This is a genomic window from Halomarina ordinaria (assembly GCF_030553305.1).
GTDB lineage: Archaea > Halobacteriota > Halobacteria > Halobacteriales > Haloarculaceae > Halomarina > Halomarina ordinaria.
In genome coordinates, this window is record NZ_JARRAH010000001.1 from 1,049,584 (window position 1) to 1,063,709 (window position 14,126).

The window sequence follows — 14,126 nt, forward strand, 5'->3', positions numbered from 1 at the left end:
CGCACGTCGCCACGGGAGAACGTCCCTCGCGACCGGCCACGGGTCGCGCGACGTCGACGGATGGGTCGTACTTTTGACGCGTGATGGGACGGCGACGACCCCCTCCGACGAGTTCGAAATGTACGCTATGTGTTAGTATGCGCCGTAGCAAGCACTCGGCATATACCCCTCCGTCGCCATGGACCGTAACAGGGTGTGGGTGGATGACAAACCTAACGTGTCACAAATGTGGCGTTACGATGGACAGCGAGAAACTGTTACGGCACATCAAGACGTGCTCGGGGGGTGAGGAGGCCGGAGAGGACGTGGCCGTCGTCGGGAGCGGCGGGTCACAGGCGTATCTCGCGCGGCGCCACGCGGCCCGGACGACCGACCGCGACGAGACGAGCGAGGACCTTCACGAGGAAGTCCGCCGACTACGACGGCGCGTCGGCCGCCTGGAACGCGCACTGGGGGAGCGGCCGCCGGCAGGAGGGGCGCAGGTCGCGGCCGGCGACCACCCGTCGCTCACGACCTGTGACTCCTGCGGTATCGTCCTCCACCGGTTCGGCCCGGATGGGTCGCGCGACTGCCCGAAGTGTCGTCACGGCGTGCTCCGGACGCTGTGAGGTGGTCGAGCTGGAGGCCGTGTGGGCAGAACGGGTCGTCCGCGACGAGATGAGGGGTCCAGTCGGGGCCGTCGAACCACGCGACGTACCCCGGGTGTCGCCCGTTGGTCGGGGAGTCCCCCTCGCTCACGACGAACTCGTCCTCGCCGTCGCCGTCGAGGTCCCCCACTGCGAGGTCGTGGTACGTCCCTCGTCGACCGCTTCGTGGAGGAACACACGACGTATTGAAACGTCTAACGGGATAGCAATTCTGACACTACAACTTACTGAAACGACTCGTTGAGTTCAGCCGTCCGTCCCGGAACGAAACATCGAGAGGACGTGACACGGGCCGTTCCCCCGAGTAATATCAGCGATTCTGTACGAAAACGGGTGCGAACGCGGATAGTTTGATAACTCGTCGTGTCGTAGCCGGAAGGGCACATCAGTCATGACGAGCAAGACATCGTACGACTCGACGATGACGCGCGAGGAGGTCGCTGCGTACCTCCACGCCATCGCCGACGAGTTCGCGAGCGGGGAGGAGGACGCGACCATCGATCTGGGGAACAAGCAGGTGACGGTCCAGCCGAGCGACAAGGTCAACGTCGACGTGACCGTCACCGAGCGCGACGCGATGCTCCGGAAGAACCGCCAGAAACTGGACCTGGAACTGAAGTGGAGGCCGTGACGTGACGGGGATACTCCTCCAGAGTACCTCGGGTATCACCAGTTCGGTGCTCGCGTTCCTCGTCAGCCTGCTGGTCGGCGCGCTGAGCATCCACATCGGCGCGCGCCTCATCATCGACCGCGACGTCGGCTTCGGCCGGGCGGTCTTCACGGCGCTCGTCGGTGCGGTCGTCTGGGCGCTGGTGAGCTTCTTCGTCGGGTGGATTCCGCTACTCGGGCCGCTCCTCGCGGTCGTCGCGTGGATCGGCGTCATCAACTGGCGCTACCCCGGCGGCTGGGGCACGGCCGCGGCCGTCGGCGTCATCGCCGTCATCGCGGCGGCGGTGGTCATCTGGCTCGTCGGGACGTTCTTCGGCCTCGGCCTGGAGGCGTTCGGCGTCCCCGAGTGAGCTAGCGCCGGCGCAGGCGGACGTCGAGGCAGACGTTGAGTTCGTGGGGGGCGTACGACCGGACCCGGCGGCGGGTCTCGACGCGCACCTCGTAGTCGGGTTCGGCCGCCGCGCGAATCGCTCGCTCGCCCGGGCCGAACGGGTCGTCCTCGTGCTGGATGTCGTAGTAGTGGAGCGTGCAGTCCTCGCCCGCGAGTCGGACGGCCGTGTCGAGGAACGCGTCGGCGCTGTGGGGCAGGTTCATCACGAGGCGGTCGGCCCAGTCGTCGTACCCCTCCACGTCGCGCACGTCGCCGGGGATAGCCGTGACGCGTGCTTCGACCCCGTTTCGCGCCGCGTTCCGTTCGAGGAACTCGACGGCCGCCTCGTTGAGGTCCGCCCCCACGACCGTCGCGCCGCGGAGCGCCATCGGTATCGCGAACGGGCCGACACCGGCGAACATGTCGAACGCGCGCTCCCCCGCTTCGACCTGCGAGACGACGCGGTGGCGCTCGGTCGCCAGCCGCGGCGAGAAGTAGACCTGCGCGAGGTCGAGTTCGAACTCGGCGCCGTACTCGCGGTGGACGGTGCGCGTCGACCCCGCGAGCACGTCCCAGTCGCGGACCCGCAGGTCGCCCTTTATCTTCGACGCCCGGTTCAGGACGCTCTCGATGGGGAGGTCCGAGTCCACGAGCGCGTCGGCAATCGCCCGGGCGCGCTCGAGGTCGTCCTCCTCGACGATGGCGATGTCGCCGAGGCGCTCGTAGCTCGGTTCGAACCCGAGCAGGTCGCCCGGGAGCGTCTGGCCCGCCCGCGAGGGGGCGTCGTGGGCGACGACGTCGTACCCCTCGACTCGGTCGGTCACGGGGATGTAGAGCCAGCCGTCCTCGACGGTTATCTCGTAGTCGTCGGCCAGGAGGTCCCGCGCAGCGAGCGCCTGTCGGGTCTCCTCGCCCGCCTGCGGCCGAACGCGCACGCACGGGACGTCCATGTCCGACCCACCCGGTCGAGGCGCTTACCGGCTTCGTTCCCGGCTCAGTGTCCCCAGCGGCGCTCGCCCTCCTCGTAGCGGGCGTCGTCGATACGCTCGCGCCCCTCGGCGGTGAGCGAGAGGTCGGCGGCGCCGACGTTCTCCCGCAACTGCTCTTCGGTCCGCGCGCCGACGATGGGGACGCAGGTGAACGCCTCCTGGTCCATCAGCCAGCGCAGCGCGACCTGTGCGGGGGTGGCGTCGGCCTCGTCGGCCACCGCGCGAATCGCGTCGAGGACGTGCCAGCCGCGCTCGGAGACGTAGAACCCCGAGAAGCGCTCGTCGAAGCTCGCGCGCGACCCGTCGGGCGCCTCCACCGCGTTCGGGTCGTCCGGGTCGGCGCGCTCGTACTTCCCGGTGAGGAAACCGCCCGCGAGCGGCGAGTAGGGACACACCGCGAGGTCCTGGTCGGCACAGACGTCGAGGTAGTCGGCCACGTCGTCGCGGTAGGCCGCGTGGAAGAGCGGCTGGGTGACCTCGAACGGCTCGTACCCCTCGACGTCGGACGTCCAGAGCGCCTTCGTCAGTTCCCAGGCGGCCATCGTGCTCGCACCGAGGTGGTTCACCCGCCCCTCGCGGACGAGGTCGGTGAGCGCCCCGAGCGTCTCCTCGATGGGGACCTCGTCGTCCCAGCGGTGGATGTAGTAGACGTCGAGGTAGTCGGTGCCGAGGCGGTCGAGGGTCCCCTCGACCTGCGCGCGGATGTGCTTGCGACCGAGACCCCGCCCGTTCGGGTCGTCCTCGTCGAACGGGAAGTACACCTTCGAGGCGAGGACGAACTGCTCGCGGTCGTGGTCGTCGAGCCAGTCGCCGATGTACGCCTCGCTCGTACCGTTCGGGTCGCCGTAGACGTTGGCCGTGTCGATGAAGTTGATACCCGCGTCCCACGCCGCGTCGAGCAGCGCGTGGGCCTCCTCGCGGTCCGTCTCGAGGACGTCGCCCGTGCGCCGGCCGAAGCGCCACGTCCCGAAACAGAGTTCCGACACCTTCGTCCCGGTCGAGCCGAGGGGAACGTAGTCCATACCCGGGGCACGCCCGGCGGGGGTTAAGCCGTTCTGGGTCGGCGGGACGCGTCTCGGGAGGCTTAACCCGCCCGCGCGGCGAGGGCGGGTATGCTCACGTTCGTCGGACTCGGCCTCTGGGACGAGCGCTCGATAACCGTCGAGGGGCGCGACGCGCTCCGCGACGCCGACCGCGTCTTCGCCGAGTTCTACACCAGCCGACTCATGGGGACCACCGTCGAGGCCGTCGAGGCGTACCACGGCGTCGACGTGGAGGTGCGCGACCGCACGGGCGTCGAGCGGGACCCCGACCCCGTCCTCGACGCCGCCGAGGCAGGTGACGCCGTCTTCCTCACCGCCGGCGACACGATGATATCGACGACGCACGTCGACCTCCGCCTGCGCGCCGCAGAGCGCGGTGTCGAGACGCGCGTGATTCACGGGACGACCGCCGAGGCCGCCGCCGCCTCGCTCACCGGCCTCCAGAACTACCGCTTCGGGAAGGCGACGACGCTCCCCTTCCCCTACGCCCACGGCGCCGACGGCGTCCCGGGGAGCGTCCTCGACACCGTCGCCGACAACCGCGAGCGCGGTCTGCACACCCTCGTCTACCTCGACATCAAGCAGGAACGCGGGGAGTACATGACCGCGGACGTCGCCGCGAATCTCCTCGCCGAGGACCTGCCCGACGCGCTCGCCGTCGCCGTCTGTCGGGCGGGGAGTCCCGACCCGCTGGTTCGCGCCGACCGACTCGCCGCGCTCGCGGACCGGGCGTTCGGCGACCCGCTCCACCTGCTCGTCCTGCCGGGCGACCTCCACCTGCTCGAGGCGGAGGCGCTCTCGGAACTCGCGGGCGCGCCCGCCGACGCGGTGGAGGAACGGACCGTCTGAGAGTCAGTCGTCGTTGGTGACGCCGCGTGGGGGACGACGACGGCGGTCGTCGTCGTCGAACGAGTCGGCCAGTTCGTACTCCTTGCCGGTGAGCATGAACAGCGCGTCCTCGATGATGACGAACACCTCCGGGAGTTCCCGGACGACGAGGTAGGTGATGGCGACGAGGGCGACGACCGAGAGGCTCTGGGCGAGGATGCGGTCGGCGACGAAGTACGACACCCGATAGGGGTCCTCGGCGGCGAACAGCGAGAGGACGAGGTCCGGGAAGACGTGCAGGCGCTGCTGGCCGAACGTGAGGGAGATGAAGACGTTGCGCACGAGGTTCAGCGCGTAGATGACGGGGATGGAGACGGCGAAGGCCTTGAACTTCCGCGAGAGGGGTGCCCGGACGGCCGCGATGGCGCCGACGAAGATGCTCATGCTCCCGACGCCCGTGCACGCGAGCAGGATGGTGTAGGTGATGCGGTGGTCGCCGTCCCAGAAGACGAACGTGCTCTGGAGGTCCTCGCGGCCGACGACGGTGCCGCTCTCGACGGTGAAGTCGGCGGGCTGGGTCTGGCCGAGCAACTCCATCAGGAACGCCGTCTGGGCGGTGACCGTCTCGATGAGGAACGCCCGGACGACGAACAGCGACTCCACGGGGAGGACGACGAGCCCCATCGCGGCCACCGCCCGCGAGAGGACGAACAGCGAGTCGCGCCCGTTCGCGAGGAGGTAGCCCGCGTAGAGGCTGCCGGGGACGGCCACGACGGCACCGATACCCTCGACGATACTGCGCTGGGTGACGGCGAAGTGGTGGACGAGCGTCAGCCAGAACACCCCGAAGAGCACCCACGCGCCGACCGAGAGGTAGCGCGCGCCGTCGGCCCCGCGGGTCCACGCGAGGGTCGCGCCGCCGACCGCGAGGAGCGACAGCAGCGCGGGTGTGAGGAACGCGCTCCAGTCGAACGCGACGACGGCCGCCGTCGTCGCGGCCAGCAGGCCGACGTAGGCGAGCGGGAGCGGTCGGAGGCGGGCGTCGCGGTCGGCGGCCTCGAGGAGGGCGCCGCCGAGGAACGCCGCGACGACGAGCCACGCCAGCGGGTCCGCGAAACGGTGGGCCCACTCCAGCGCGGAGAGCAACGGACCGAACATACCAACCGATGGGCGAGAACCGGGTATAGGTCTTGTCGTCGGTCGTAACGTGCCCGACCGCCGAGCGCTGTCGCTCGCGGGCGTAGCGTTCGAAGAAATGAAACGGGCCGGACCGGAGTCCGGTGGTCAGTTACGGTTCAGTTAGTCGCGGCGGTGCGCGAGGAGCGCGGCGCCGATGAGCGCGATGAGCGCGGCGATGACGCCGAAGCCGGGACCTTCGTTGTCCGTGGAGTCGTCGTCGTCATCGTCGTCGCTGTCGTCGGTTTCGTTGCCGTCGGTCTCGTTACCGTCGGCGTCGTCACCGTCGGTGCCGTTGTCGCCGTCGGTACCGTTGTCGTCATCGTCGTCGCCGTCGTCGGCGAGCGTGACAGTGGCGTCGGCGGTGACGGCGTCACCGTCGTCGGTGTACGGCGTGTCCTCGGCGCCGTCGGAGCTACCGAAGTCGTACTCCTCGTTGTCGTTCGTGTCCTCGTGCGCCATCGCGGTGACGCTCGCGGACTCCTCGAGCGGTTCGTCGAGGGTCACTTCAACGTTGGAGTGGGTGCCGGCGTCGAGGTAGTCGGACGCGCCGATGACGTCGCCGTCAGCGTTGTGGATGACTGCGAAGCCACCGTCGGGGAGGTCGACCGAGTCGACCGTGACGGTCTCACCGTCGCCCTCCTGGTCCGAGATGCTGACCGAGGCGGTCTCTGCGGGCTGGACGACACCGGCGAGGCCGGTGGTGCCGAGGCCGCTCGCAACGCCCTGACCGCGGACGGAGACTTCGAACTCGGTGTCAGCGGAGATGTCCGACATGTCGAACTCAGCGGCGAAGGTACCGTCCTCGCCGACCGTCGCCGTCTCCGAGAGCAGGAACGGGTTGTCGCCCGTCGCCTTCACCGTGACGTCGACCTCGACACCGGGCGCGAGGTTCGTCTCGCCGGTGATGGAGGCGTCGTCCTCAGCGTTGACGACGACCGTGTCCTCGTCGTCGACTTCCTGGGTGTCGACGTCGAGCGTCCCCTCCTCGATGGAGAAGTCCGTGCTGATGGACATGTCCTCGTCCGTGAGGGCACCGTCGCCATCGAGCATGAACGTCGCGTTGTACTCGTCGCCGGGCTCGGCGGTCGTGTCCGTCGGGTCGATGACGAAGTACATGCGGCCCTCGTCGTCCGTGACGATGTGGCCGTCGTTGGCGTCGATAGTCTTCGCGTTCTGGTTCGCGCCGGGGTTCGTCTGCTCGATGGTGATGTTCGCGTCACCGTTGAACAGCTTGTCCGTGTCGTACGAGCCGTGGATGCCCGTCGCATCCAGCTGGAAGACGAGGTAGTCCGACTTGTCGTCTTCGGCGTTGTACGTGATGCTGTCGTCGCTGAGCGAGGCGTCCTCGACTTCCTCGAAGTCAGCGCCGTCCAGGTTCGCGTCACCCGAGGCGGTCATGGCGTCGAAGGAGTCGACGGACGCGCTGCGCAGGACGAGCGTGCCGACGTCGGTCTCCTCGACACCGCTGTCGTCACCGAATCCGACCGAGAGGTCGTAGTCGGCTGCGTCGAGCACGTCGTCGCCGCCGCCGGACGTGTTGACCCAGTCGTCACCAGCGTTGAACGAGCGGTCGTAGGTGTTGAACTCGAGGGTGACCTGGCCGTCGTCATCCTCGTCTCGAACAGTGACCGTCTCTTCGTAGCTGACATCCTCCTCGTCACCGATGGTGAGGTTGGCGGAGTCAGCGTTGCCTTCGAAGTCCACGACGATTTCAGCGACGTCGCCGCGTTCCTGCACGACGACGGACTCGTTGAAGTTCGCGTCGTCGTCGGTCTCGGCGTCGGGTTCGTAGGTGGCCGTCGCGCTCGCGTCGGTGTCGTCGACCTCGATGGTCAGTTCGTCACCGTTCTCGAGCTCGGTCGTGTTGACGAGAATCTCGCCGGTTCGACCGTCGACGGAGTACTCGACCTCGTCATCGCTGACGTTGGTCGCGTCTGCGTCGTTCTTGAAGACGTCCTGAACGTCGGCGTCCGACGACGAGATGGTCACGTCGTAGTCGCTGCGCTTCGAGTCGAGAACGAGGTGAGTGTCACCGCCGTCGTTCTCCTCGAAGTCGGCGCTCAGGTCCTGCTCGAGGAGCGAGAACTCGATGGTGTCGCCGTTACCGCGCAGTTCGTACTGCCCGGTCTCGAAGTCATCGGTGTCGATGATGACGTCGCCTTCACTGTCTGCTTCGTACTCACCCTCGAAGTCACCGTCGCCGGTGAAGAGGGTGAAGCCGTCGCCGCTGGCACCGGAGCCAGCCGCGTAGACGGCGTCCTGACCGACGAAGACTACTCCGTCGCTCATGTTGTCGTTAGCCGCAGACGCTGCTCCAGCGAACGCGATGGACCCCACGAATACGGAGAGGACCATCAGGCTTGCCAGGAACAGGCTGCGAACCTTGTTGTGTGTACCTGTCATGGTTGTGTGTCTACCATCGATGGCAGTATCGCCACCCGACCGAGCGGCCCGGTATCATGACCGCGAGAGTGGTCGGAATGGAATACTGTCATCATGGGCAGGGGTACAGGCAGAACCAACACTCATTGTTATAAATGCTTTCTGGTGAGTCAAACGCGATGACAAGGCCTCACACTCCCGAAATCAAGACCTATAGCCTTTGTGTCGTTGCGGGGCGAACGACCGCCGAGCGGATGTCGGCCGTCTGACGTAGGACTGACGTTCCGCGCCGTAAGCCCGGATTTCCCCCGACCCAAGCGTGAGGACCGAACCGCTCGGTCGGGACTGGTCCCCCGGCCGCGGTGGCAGACCGCGTAGGGGGGAACCGGGGAGGGTGTGTCGAGTTTCGTACACCGTCTCGGAGCGTGTAAACGAGTGCTTACGCGGCTCCCGGGAGGTCCGAACGCGCCGACTCGCGGTCGGCGTGTGAGTCGGTGAGACGCTACTGCTTCGCGCGTGAAGCCGAGAGAAAGGGAGGTCGTCGGTCGATACGCGGGTCAGTCGCGCCGGAGTGCGATGAGGCCGCCGGCGAGGAGCGCGACGATGGCGGCGACGGCGCCGAAGCCGGGGCCGAACTCGTCGCTCCCGCCGCCGGAGCCGTCGACGGACAGTGTCGCGCCACTGGAGACGGGGTTGTCGTCGACGACGTAGGGCGTGTCCTGTTCGCCCTCGCTCGAGACGTAGTCGAACTCCTGGTTCTCGTTCGTGTCGAGGTGCGCCATCGCGGTGATGTCGCCGCCCTGCTCGAAGGGCCGTTCGAGGCTGATCTCGACGTCCTCGTGGACGCCGGGCCGGAGGTACTCGGAGACGCCCCGGACGCTCGAAATCTCCTCGCCGTTCTGGTACGTCTCGTCGTGGATGACGACGTAGCCGCCGGTCGAGAGGTTCACCTCGTCGACGGTTACGTTCTGTCCGTCGGAGGACTGGTCGCTGAAGTCGATGGAGGCGCGTCGTCCCTCCCTGACGAGGGCGGGGACGCTCGTCTCTTCGACGCCGGAGCCGCTGACGGTCGCGGTGAACTCGGACCCGGCCTCGACGCCGGTGAGGTCGAAGGTCGTCCCCCAGTTACGGTCCTCGTCGACGGTGACCGTCTCGTCGAGGTCGACGTCGTCGGCTGTCACCCGGAGTTCCGACCCCGGTGCGACGGTGGTCGAGCCACTGAGGCTCGCGCCGGGGTCGGCGTAGGTGATGGCGGTCTCCTGGCCGTTCTCCATCTCGGTGTTGAACTCGGCCGTCCGGGGGACGACGCGGAACGACGTCGACACGCCGGCGGTCCGGTCGACGATGCCACTGGCGCTCGACACGGCGAACCGGACGTTGTACTGGTTGTTCAACTGGAGGTCGTCCGTGTCGATGATGATGAACACGACGCTGCGGGTCGAACTCACCACCAGCTTGAAGTTGTCCTCCGTCAGGGGGAGCGTCTCGCCCGTGCGCGCCCGCGAGACTGTCAGGAGGGCCACGTCGTCGTTCCCCTGACGGGCGTTCAGGAAGTCGAGGAACGCCTTCTCGAGTGACTCACCCTCCCCCTGGTTGGCGATGATGGCGCCCGTGATGCCGGAGCCGCCGAGCCGGTGGACGACCAGGTCGCCCTGAGCGATGCTGCTGGTCGCGGACGAGCGGTTGTACACCTCGTCGCGCGTGTTGAAGTCGCTCAGGTTGTACTGACCCGAGGCGGTGAGCGTACCGAAGGAGGTGGGTCCACCGTAGGTCAGTTCGAAGTTCGCCGTGTCGGCGACATCACCCCCTTCGTCCGGTCTGACCGCCAGGTCGTACTGGCCGGTCGGGAGCGGTTCGGTGGTGTTCGCGTTCCCGCCGACGTACTCCACGGTGTCGGCGTTGTTGCCGACGCCGAAGCTCGGTCCGGGCCCCTGGGGCGTCGCGTAGGTGTTGAGCAGCACCGTCACCTGTCCGTCTAGGTTCCCGTCGCTGACGCGCAGCGTCGGGTTGTAGTTCGTCTCGTCGGAGTTGATGGTGACGTAGGCGGTGCTGACGCCGGGGAGTTCGACGTTTATCTCGGCGATGTCACCGCGCGACGCGTTGTAGTTGTTTGCCTCGAAACCGACGACGGTCGCGGTCTCGTTCTCTTCGCCTTGCTGCTGGAGGGTCGAACCCGTAGCGGAGCCGACCAGACTGACGGACCCGACGGTTACGGAGAGGACCATAAGCGTGGCCAGAAACAGGCTACGAATCCGGTTCGATGTGATTGCCATGGTTGTTGGATGTACCTCGGTGCAGCGTCACTACACCCCACAGAACCGAGAACATTTCGGTTTGTATGAATGTAGTATCGTGTATACTGTCACCGGCTTCGATTGCTATGGTGCCCGCCAGCGGTATAAGTAATAGTCATGTAACGTCTTGTTAGCGGATTGTCCCGACGTGCAGAACAGGTTCAGCGGTGGGTAACTTCGTGTCGGGGAACGGGGACGACAGGTTAGTGAGCTATTAACACCCGTCGGGCGGCGGGCGTCACTCGGCGGCGTCCGGCCAGGAGTCGAGGACCTCGACTTCGTGGCCGTCGTTCGTCCGGGTGAACGCGTAGACGTAGTCGCAGGACTCGGGGTCGCGGTAGTCCTCGGCGTGCCGGGCCGTGAGCGTCTCCCAGGCGTCCTCCAGGTCGTCGACCATGAGGGCGAAGTGGCCCCACGCGTCGCCGAAGTCGTAGGAGCGACCGTCGTAGTTGTAGGTGAGTTCGATGGACATCGCCTCCTCGGCTGCGCCTTCCGGCTTCACGAAGTAGAGCGCGAAGTCGTCCATCTCCTCGCGTCGGACGAGGTCGAAGCCGAGTGTCCGTACGTACCAGCCGATCGCGGCGTCGGCGTCCTCGACGCGGACCATCGTGTGGTCGATGCTCCAGCGCGCACCGTGGTCGCGCTGGACGATCTCTATCTCGTGACCGTCGGGGTCGGTGACGAAGGCGTAGCGGCCCCCACAGGAGTCTGGGTCGCGGTAGTCCTCGACGCCCGCGTCCATCAGTTCCTCGTAGGCGTCGTAGACGTCGTCGACGCGGACGGCGATGTGGCCCCACGCGTCACCCATCTCGTAGGTCCGGTCGTCGTGGTTGTAGGTGAGTTCGAGGACCGCCCCCTCCTCGTGTACGTCCTCGGGCCCGAGATAGACGTTCGTGAACGTGTCCATCTCCATGCGGGCTTTCTCCTCGTAGTCGAAGTGGGTCGTGTACCAGTCGAGCGACGCGTCGAGGTCCTCGACGCGCATCATCGTGTGGTCGACGGTTGCGTCCATGAGCGACCGGACCTACTCCGGGGAGTCACTAATCGTTTTGTACCCGCGGACCGCCGGCCAATAGAGCCACCACGCCGCGAGCAGCAACAGGAGCGTCCCGACGGGGAGGGCCGTGTACCCCAGTCGCTGAGCGAACCCGAGGACGAGCGGGAACTGGGTCACGGCCGCGAGCGCGAGGAGGCCGCCGGTCAGCCGGGGGTCCTCGCGCCAGACCGTTCCGACGGCGGCGCTCGCGAGCGCGCAGCAGTAGAGCACCGCGCCGACGACCCACGACTGGAGGAACGTCGGGACGCCGCCACCCGTGAACGTCAGGAAGTCGGGGAGCGTCGTCAGGTGGAGCGGCGCGGTGTTGACGAGACCGAACGGGAAGACGAGCGTCGCCTCGCCCGCGACGAGGACGACCGTCCACGGCACGACGCCGAGGGCGAGGAGGACGAGGAGCCGTCGCACGGGCGAGGCGGGCGCCGACGGGGAGGCGGTCATCGACGCACGATGAGCCTGAGGACGTCCTCGTCCGCCAGTTCGTGCTCGCGACCGACCTGCTGTTCGTCGTGTTTCGCGCTCGGGCCGGAGACGCGCGCGAACCGGAAGCGCGAGTCGAGGTCGCCGCCGAGTTTCGAGAGGGCGTCGTCGATGGTGTTCTCGCCCTCGCGGAGCACGAGCGGTTCCTCGTAGTCGACGCCGCGGCCCGGTTTGTCCATGTACACCCGGATGAGACCGAGCGACTCCCAGATGGACTCGCGCAGCGAGTCCAGCCCGCGTCCGTCCTCGGCGCTGATGAAGACCGCCTCCTCGGGGTCGATGTCCCGCTCTCTGAGGTCCTCGTGGACCGTCTCGAGGTAGTCGCGGTCGATGAGGTCCGCCTTGTTGACTGCGACGAGCGAGGGGAGGTAGACGCGGTTGGCCATCAGCGCGTCGACGAGGCGGTCGATAGTCAACTGCTCGCGGACCGTCGCGTCGGCGTTGATGTAGTCGTACTCGCGGAGGACGCCCTTGATGGTCTCCTCGTCGAGGCCGACGTCGCCGGGCGTCGTCACCTTGATGCCGCCCTTGTGTTTCTTCGAGACGCTGACGTTCGGGGGGCGACTGTCGAGGCGTATCTTGTTCGCGTACAGTTCCTCGCGCAGGCGGTCGTACTGCTCGATTTCGAACACGGAGAGGACGAACAGCACGAGGTCGGCGGTGCGGACGACCGACAGCACCTCCCGGCCGCCCCCGCGTCCGCCGGCCGCCCCCTCGATGAGCCCGGGGACGTCGAGTATCTGGATGTTTGCCCCGTTGTACTGGAGCATGCCGGGGTTGACGTCGAGGGTGGTGAACTCGTACTCGCCGACCTCGCTCTCGGCGTTGGTGAGCGCGTTGAGTAGCGTCGACTTGCCGACGCTCGGGAAGCCCACGAGCGCGACGGTCGCGTCGCCGGTCTTCTCGACGGCGTAGCCCTCCCCGCCACCGGCCGAGGAGCGGTTCTCCAGTTTCTCTTTCTTCTGCGCGAGTTTCGACTTCAGCCGGCCGATGTGCGCCTCTGTGGACTTGTTGTACGGAGTGGTGGCGATCTCCTCTTCGATTGCCGCTATCTCCTCCTCAAGTCCCATTACCCAACGCTCCGCTGTCGCACCCGAAAAGGCTTGTCTTGCGCTTCGGCAGTTATATACCGGTCCCACGAGTCGTTCGGGCGATGAGCGACGCCGAGCGGTTCCGCGACAGCACCCAGATCGTCCTGCCCGTCGGCGCGCTGGACGGTCTCCGGCGGACCATCGAGCGCGACTTCACCCTCACACTCCACGAGCAGGGTGACGCGCTGCGCATCATCGGCTCTCCCGTCGAGATCAAGGAGGCGAGCGACTGGCTCGCACGCAAGGGCGTGTTCGTCCCGTAATCGCACCCGCTCACGGTTCCCGTCGTTCGAAGCCTGTCCGTCCGTTTTTCCCCCGTGACCCGGCGGTCTCCCGACCCGACGGTCGAGGTGGCGTCGCCCCGTCCGGTGGAGTACGACGAATCGGTTGCTGTGGCTTCGTGTGCGCGAGTCAGAGGGAATCGGCAGCGACCCCACCACCCTCGTTCGACCGACGAGCAAGGGCGAGCGCGACGCCCGCTCACGGTGTGTGACGCCGGGACGCACGGGGCGGCGATAAGACAATTCTTAAACCGGCGTGGGCGGTCATAGCGAACATGGCCGGAACTATCGAAGTACTCGTCCCCGGCGGCCAGGCGAACCCTGGCCCGCCGCTCGGTCCCGAACTGGGGCCGACCCCCGTGGACGTGCAGGCGGTCGTCAGCGAGATAAACGAGCAGACGGCGGCGTTCGACGGCACGGAGGTGCCCGTCACCGTCAGCTACGACGACGACGGCTCGTTCGACATCGACGTCGGTGTGCCGCCGACGGCGGCGCTCGTCAAGGACGAACTCGGGTTCGAGACCGGCAGCGGCCGACCCCAGGCGGAGTTCGTCGCCGACATCTCCATCGAACAGCTGATGAAGATCGCGGAGCAGAAGCTCCCCGACCTGCTCGCCTACGACGTCAAGGGCGCCTCGAAGGAGGTCGCGGGCACCTGCGCCTCGCTCGGCGTCACCGTCGAGGGCGAGGACGCGCGCACGTTCAAACAGCGCGTCGAGGACGGCGAGTTCGACGAGCAGTTCGGCGAGCAGGCGGCGGCGTAAGCCGTCTGACGGGTTCTCTGCGGTCCGACGTTCTCACGACCGACGAGCGTCCCGC

At 67.2% G+C, this 14,126-nt stretch carries 14 protein-coding genes and 1 pseudogene; 6 read left to right on the plus strand and 9 right to left on the minus strand.

Annotation, left to right across the window (positions count from 1 at the left end; genetic code table 11):
• Nucleotides 1-239: 239 nt before the first annotated feature.
• The 3 genes from P1Y20_RS05725 to P1Y20_RS05735 all read left to right on the plus strand — a co-directional run bounded on the left by P1Y20_RS05725 (nt 240) and on the right by P1Y20_RS05735 (nt 1,666).
• Nucleotides 240-608 carry a hypothetical protein gene (locus P1Y20_RS05725; RefSeq protein ID WP_304447698.1) on the plus strand — a complete coding sequence of 123 codons (369 nt, stop codon included), beginning with the start codon at nt 240-242 and terminating at the stop codon, nt 606-608.
• 430 nt (nt 609-1,038) lie between these two features.
• Nucleotides 1,039-1,278 (plus strand): amphi-Trp domain-containing protein, encoded by a 240-nt coding sequence (locus P1Y20_RS05730; protein WP_304447699.1) that lies wholly within the window; start codon nt 1,039-1,041, stop codon nt 1,276-1,278.
• A 1-nt stretch (nt 1,279) separates the two neighbouring features.
• Nucleotides 1,280-1,666 (plus strand): hypothetical protein, encoded by a 387-nt coding sequence (locus P1Y20_RS05735; protein ID WP_304447700.1) that lies wholly within the window; start codon nt 1,280-1,282, stop codon nt 1,664-1,666.
• A gap of 1 nt (nt 1,667) precedes the next feature.
• Here P1Y20_RS05735 and P1Y20_RS05740 read toward each other — a convergent pair whose 3' ends face one another.
• Nucleotides 1,668-2,636, minus strand: coding sequence for a class I SAM-dependent methyltransferase (locus tag P1Y20_RS05740; RefSeq protein ID WP_304447701.1), 969 nt, complete (start codon nt 2,634-2,636; stop codon nt 1,668-1,670).
• 44 nt (nt 2,637-2,680) lie between these two features.
• Complete coding sequence (locus tag P1Y20_RS05745) at nt 2,681-3,697, minus strand: aldo/keto reductase (protein WP_304447702.1); 1,017 nt, start codon at nt 3,695-3,697, stop codon at nt 2,681-2,683.
• Between the two features lie 90 nt (nt 3,698-3,787).
• Between P1Y20_RS05745 and dph5 the strand changes: the two genes are divergently transcribed.
• Nucleotides 3,788-4,567, plus strand: a complete 780-nt coding sequence (gene dph5, locus P1Y20_RS05750) for a diphthine synthase (RefSeq protein ID WP_304447703.1) — start codon at nt 3,788-3,790, stop codon at nt 4,565-4,567.
• A 3-nt stretch (nt 4,568-4,570) separates the two neighbouring features.
• On the opposite strand, the gene artA is transcribed toward dph5, so the two are convergent.
• The 7 genes and pseudogenes from artA to P1Y20_RS05780 all read right to left on the minus strand — a co-directional run bounded on the left by artA (nt 4,571) and on the right by P1Y20_RS05780 (nt 13,005).
• Nucleotides 4,571-5,704: an archaeosortase A gene (gene artA, locus P1Y20_RS05755; protein WP_304447704.1), complete on the minus strand. Its 1,134-nt coding sequence runs from the start codon at nt 5,702-5,704 to the stop codon at nt 4,571-4,573.
• Between the two features lie 141 nt (nt 5,705-5,845).
• A complete protein-coding gene (locus P1Y20_RS05760) occupies nt 5,846-8,014 on the minus strand; it encodes a DUF7282 domain-containing protein (protein WP_304447705.1) in 2,169 nt (722 codons plus the stop codon).
• A gap of 18 nt (nt 8,015-8,032) precedes the next feature.
• A pseudogene (locus P1Y20_RS18760) lies at nt 8,033-8,128 on the minus strand (surface glycoprotein); the annotation flags it as partial.
• Nucleotides 8,129-8,664: 536 nt separating this feature from the next.
• Nucleotides 8,665-10,332, minus strand: coding sequence for a DUF7282 domain-containing protein (locus tag P1Y20_RS05765; RefSeq protein WP_304447706.1), 1,668 nt, complete (start codon nt 10,330-10,332; stop codon nt 8,665-8,667).
• 307 nt (nt 10,333-10,639) lie between these two features.
• On the minus strand, nt 10,640-11,413 hold the full coding sequence (locus tag P1Y20_RS05770; protein ID WP_304447707.1) for a VOC family protein: 774 nt from the start codon (nt 11,411-11,413) through the stop codon (nt 10,640-10,642).
• Between the two features lie 12 nt (nt 11,414-11,425).
• Nucleotides 11,426-11,896 carry a TIGR04206 family protein gene (locus P1Y20_RS05775; RefSeq protein ID WP_304447708.1) on the minus strand — a complete coding sequence of 157 codons (471 nt, stop codon included), beginning with the start codon at nt 11,894-11,896 and terminating at the stop codon, nt 11,426-11,428.
• Entirely contained in the window at nt 11,893-13,005 is a 1,113-nt protein-coding gene (locus P1Y20_RS05780) for an OBG GTPase family GTP-binding protein (protein ID WP_304447709.1), read from the minus strand. Before P1Y20_RS05780 ends, P1Y20_RS05775 begins: the two co-directional genes overlap by 4 nt.
• Nucleotides 13,006-13,088: 83 nt before the next feature.
• Here P1Y20_RS05780 and P1Y20_RS05785 point away from each other — a divergent pair, with 83 nt between their 5' ends.
• Entirely contained in the window at nt 13,089-13,289 is a 201-nt protein-coding gene (locus P1Y20_RS05785; RefSeq protein WP_304447710.1) for a VNG_1110C family protein, read from the plus strand.
• A gap of 293 nt (nt 13,290-13,582) precedes the next feature.
• Nucleotides 13,583-14,071 (plus strand): 50S ribosomal protein L11, encoded by a 489-nt coding sequence (locus P1Y20_RS05790; protein WP_304447711.1) that lies wholly within the window; start codon nt 13,583-13,585, stop codon nt 14,069-14,071.
• Nucleotides 14,072-14,126 lie beyond the last annotated feature (55 nt).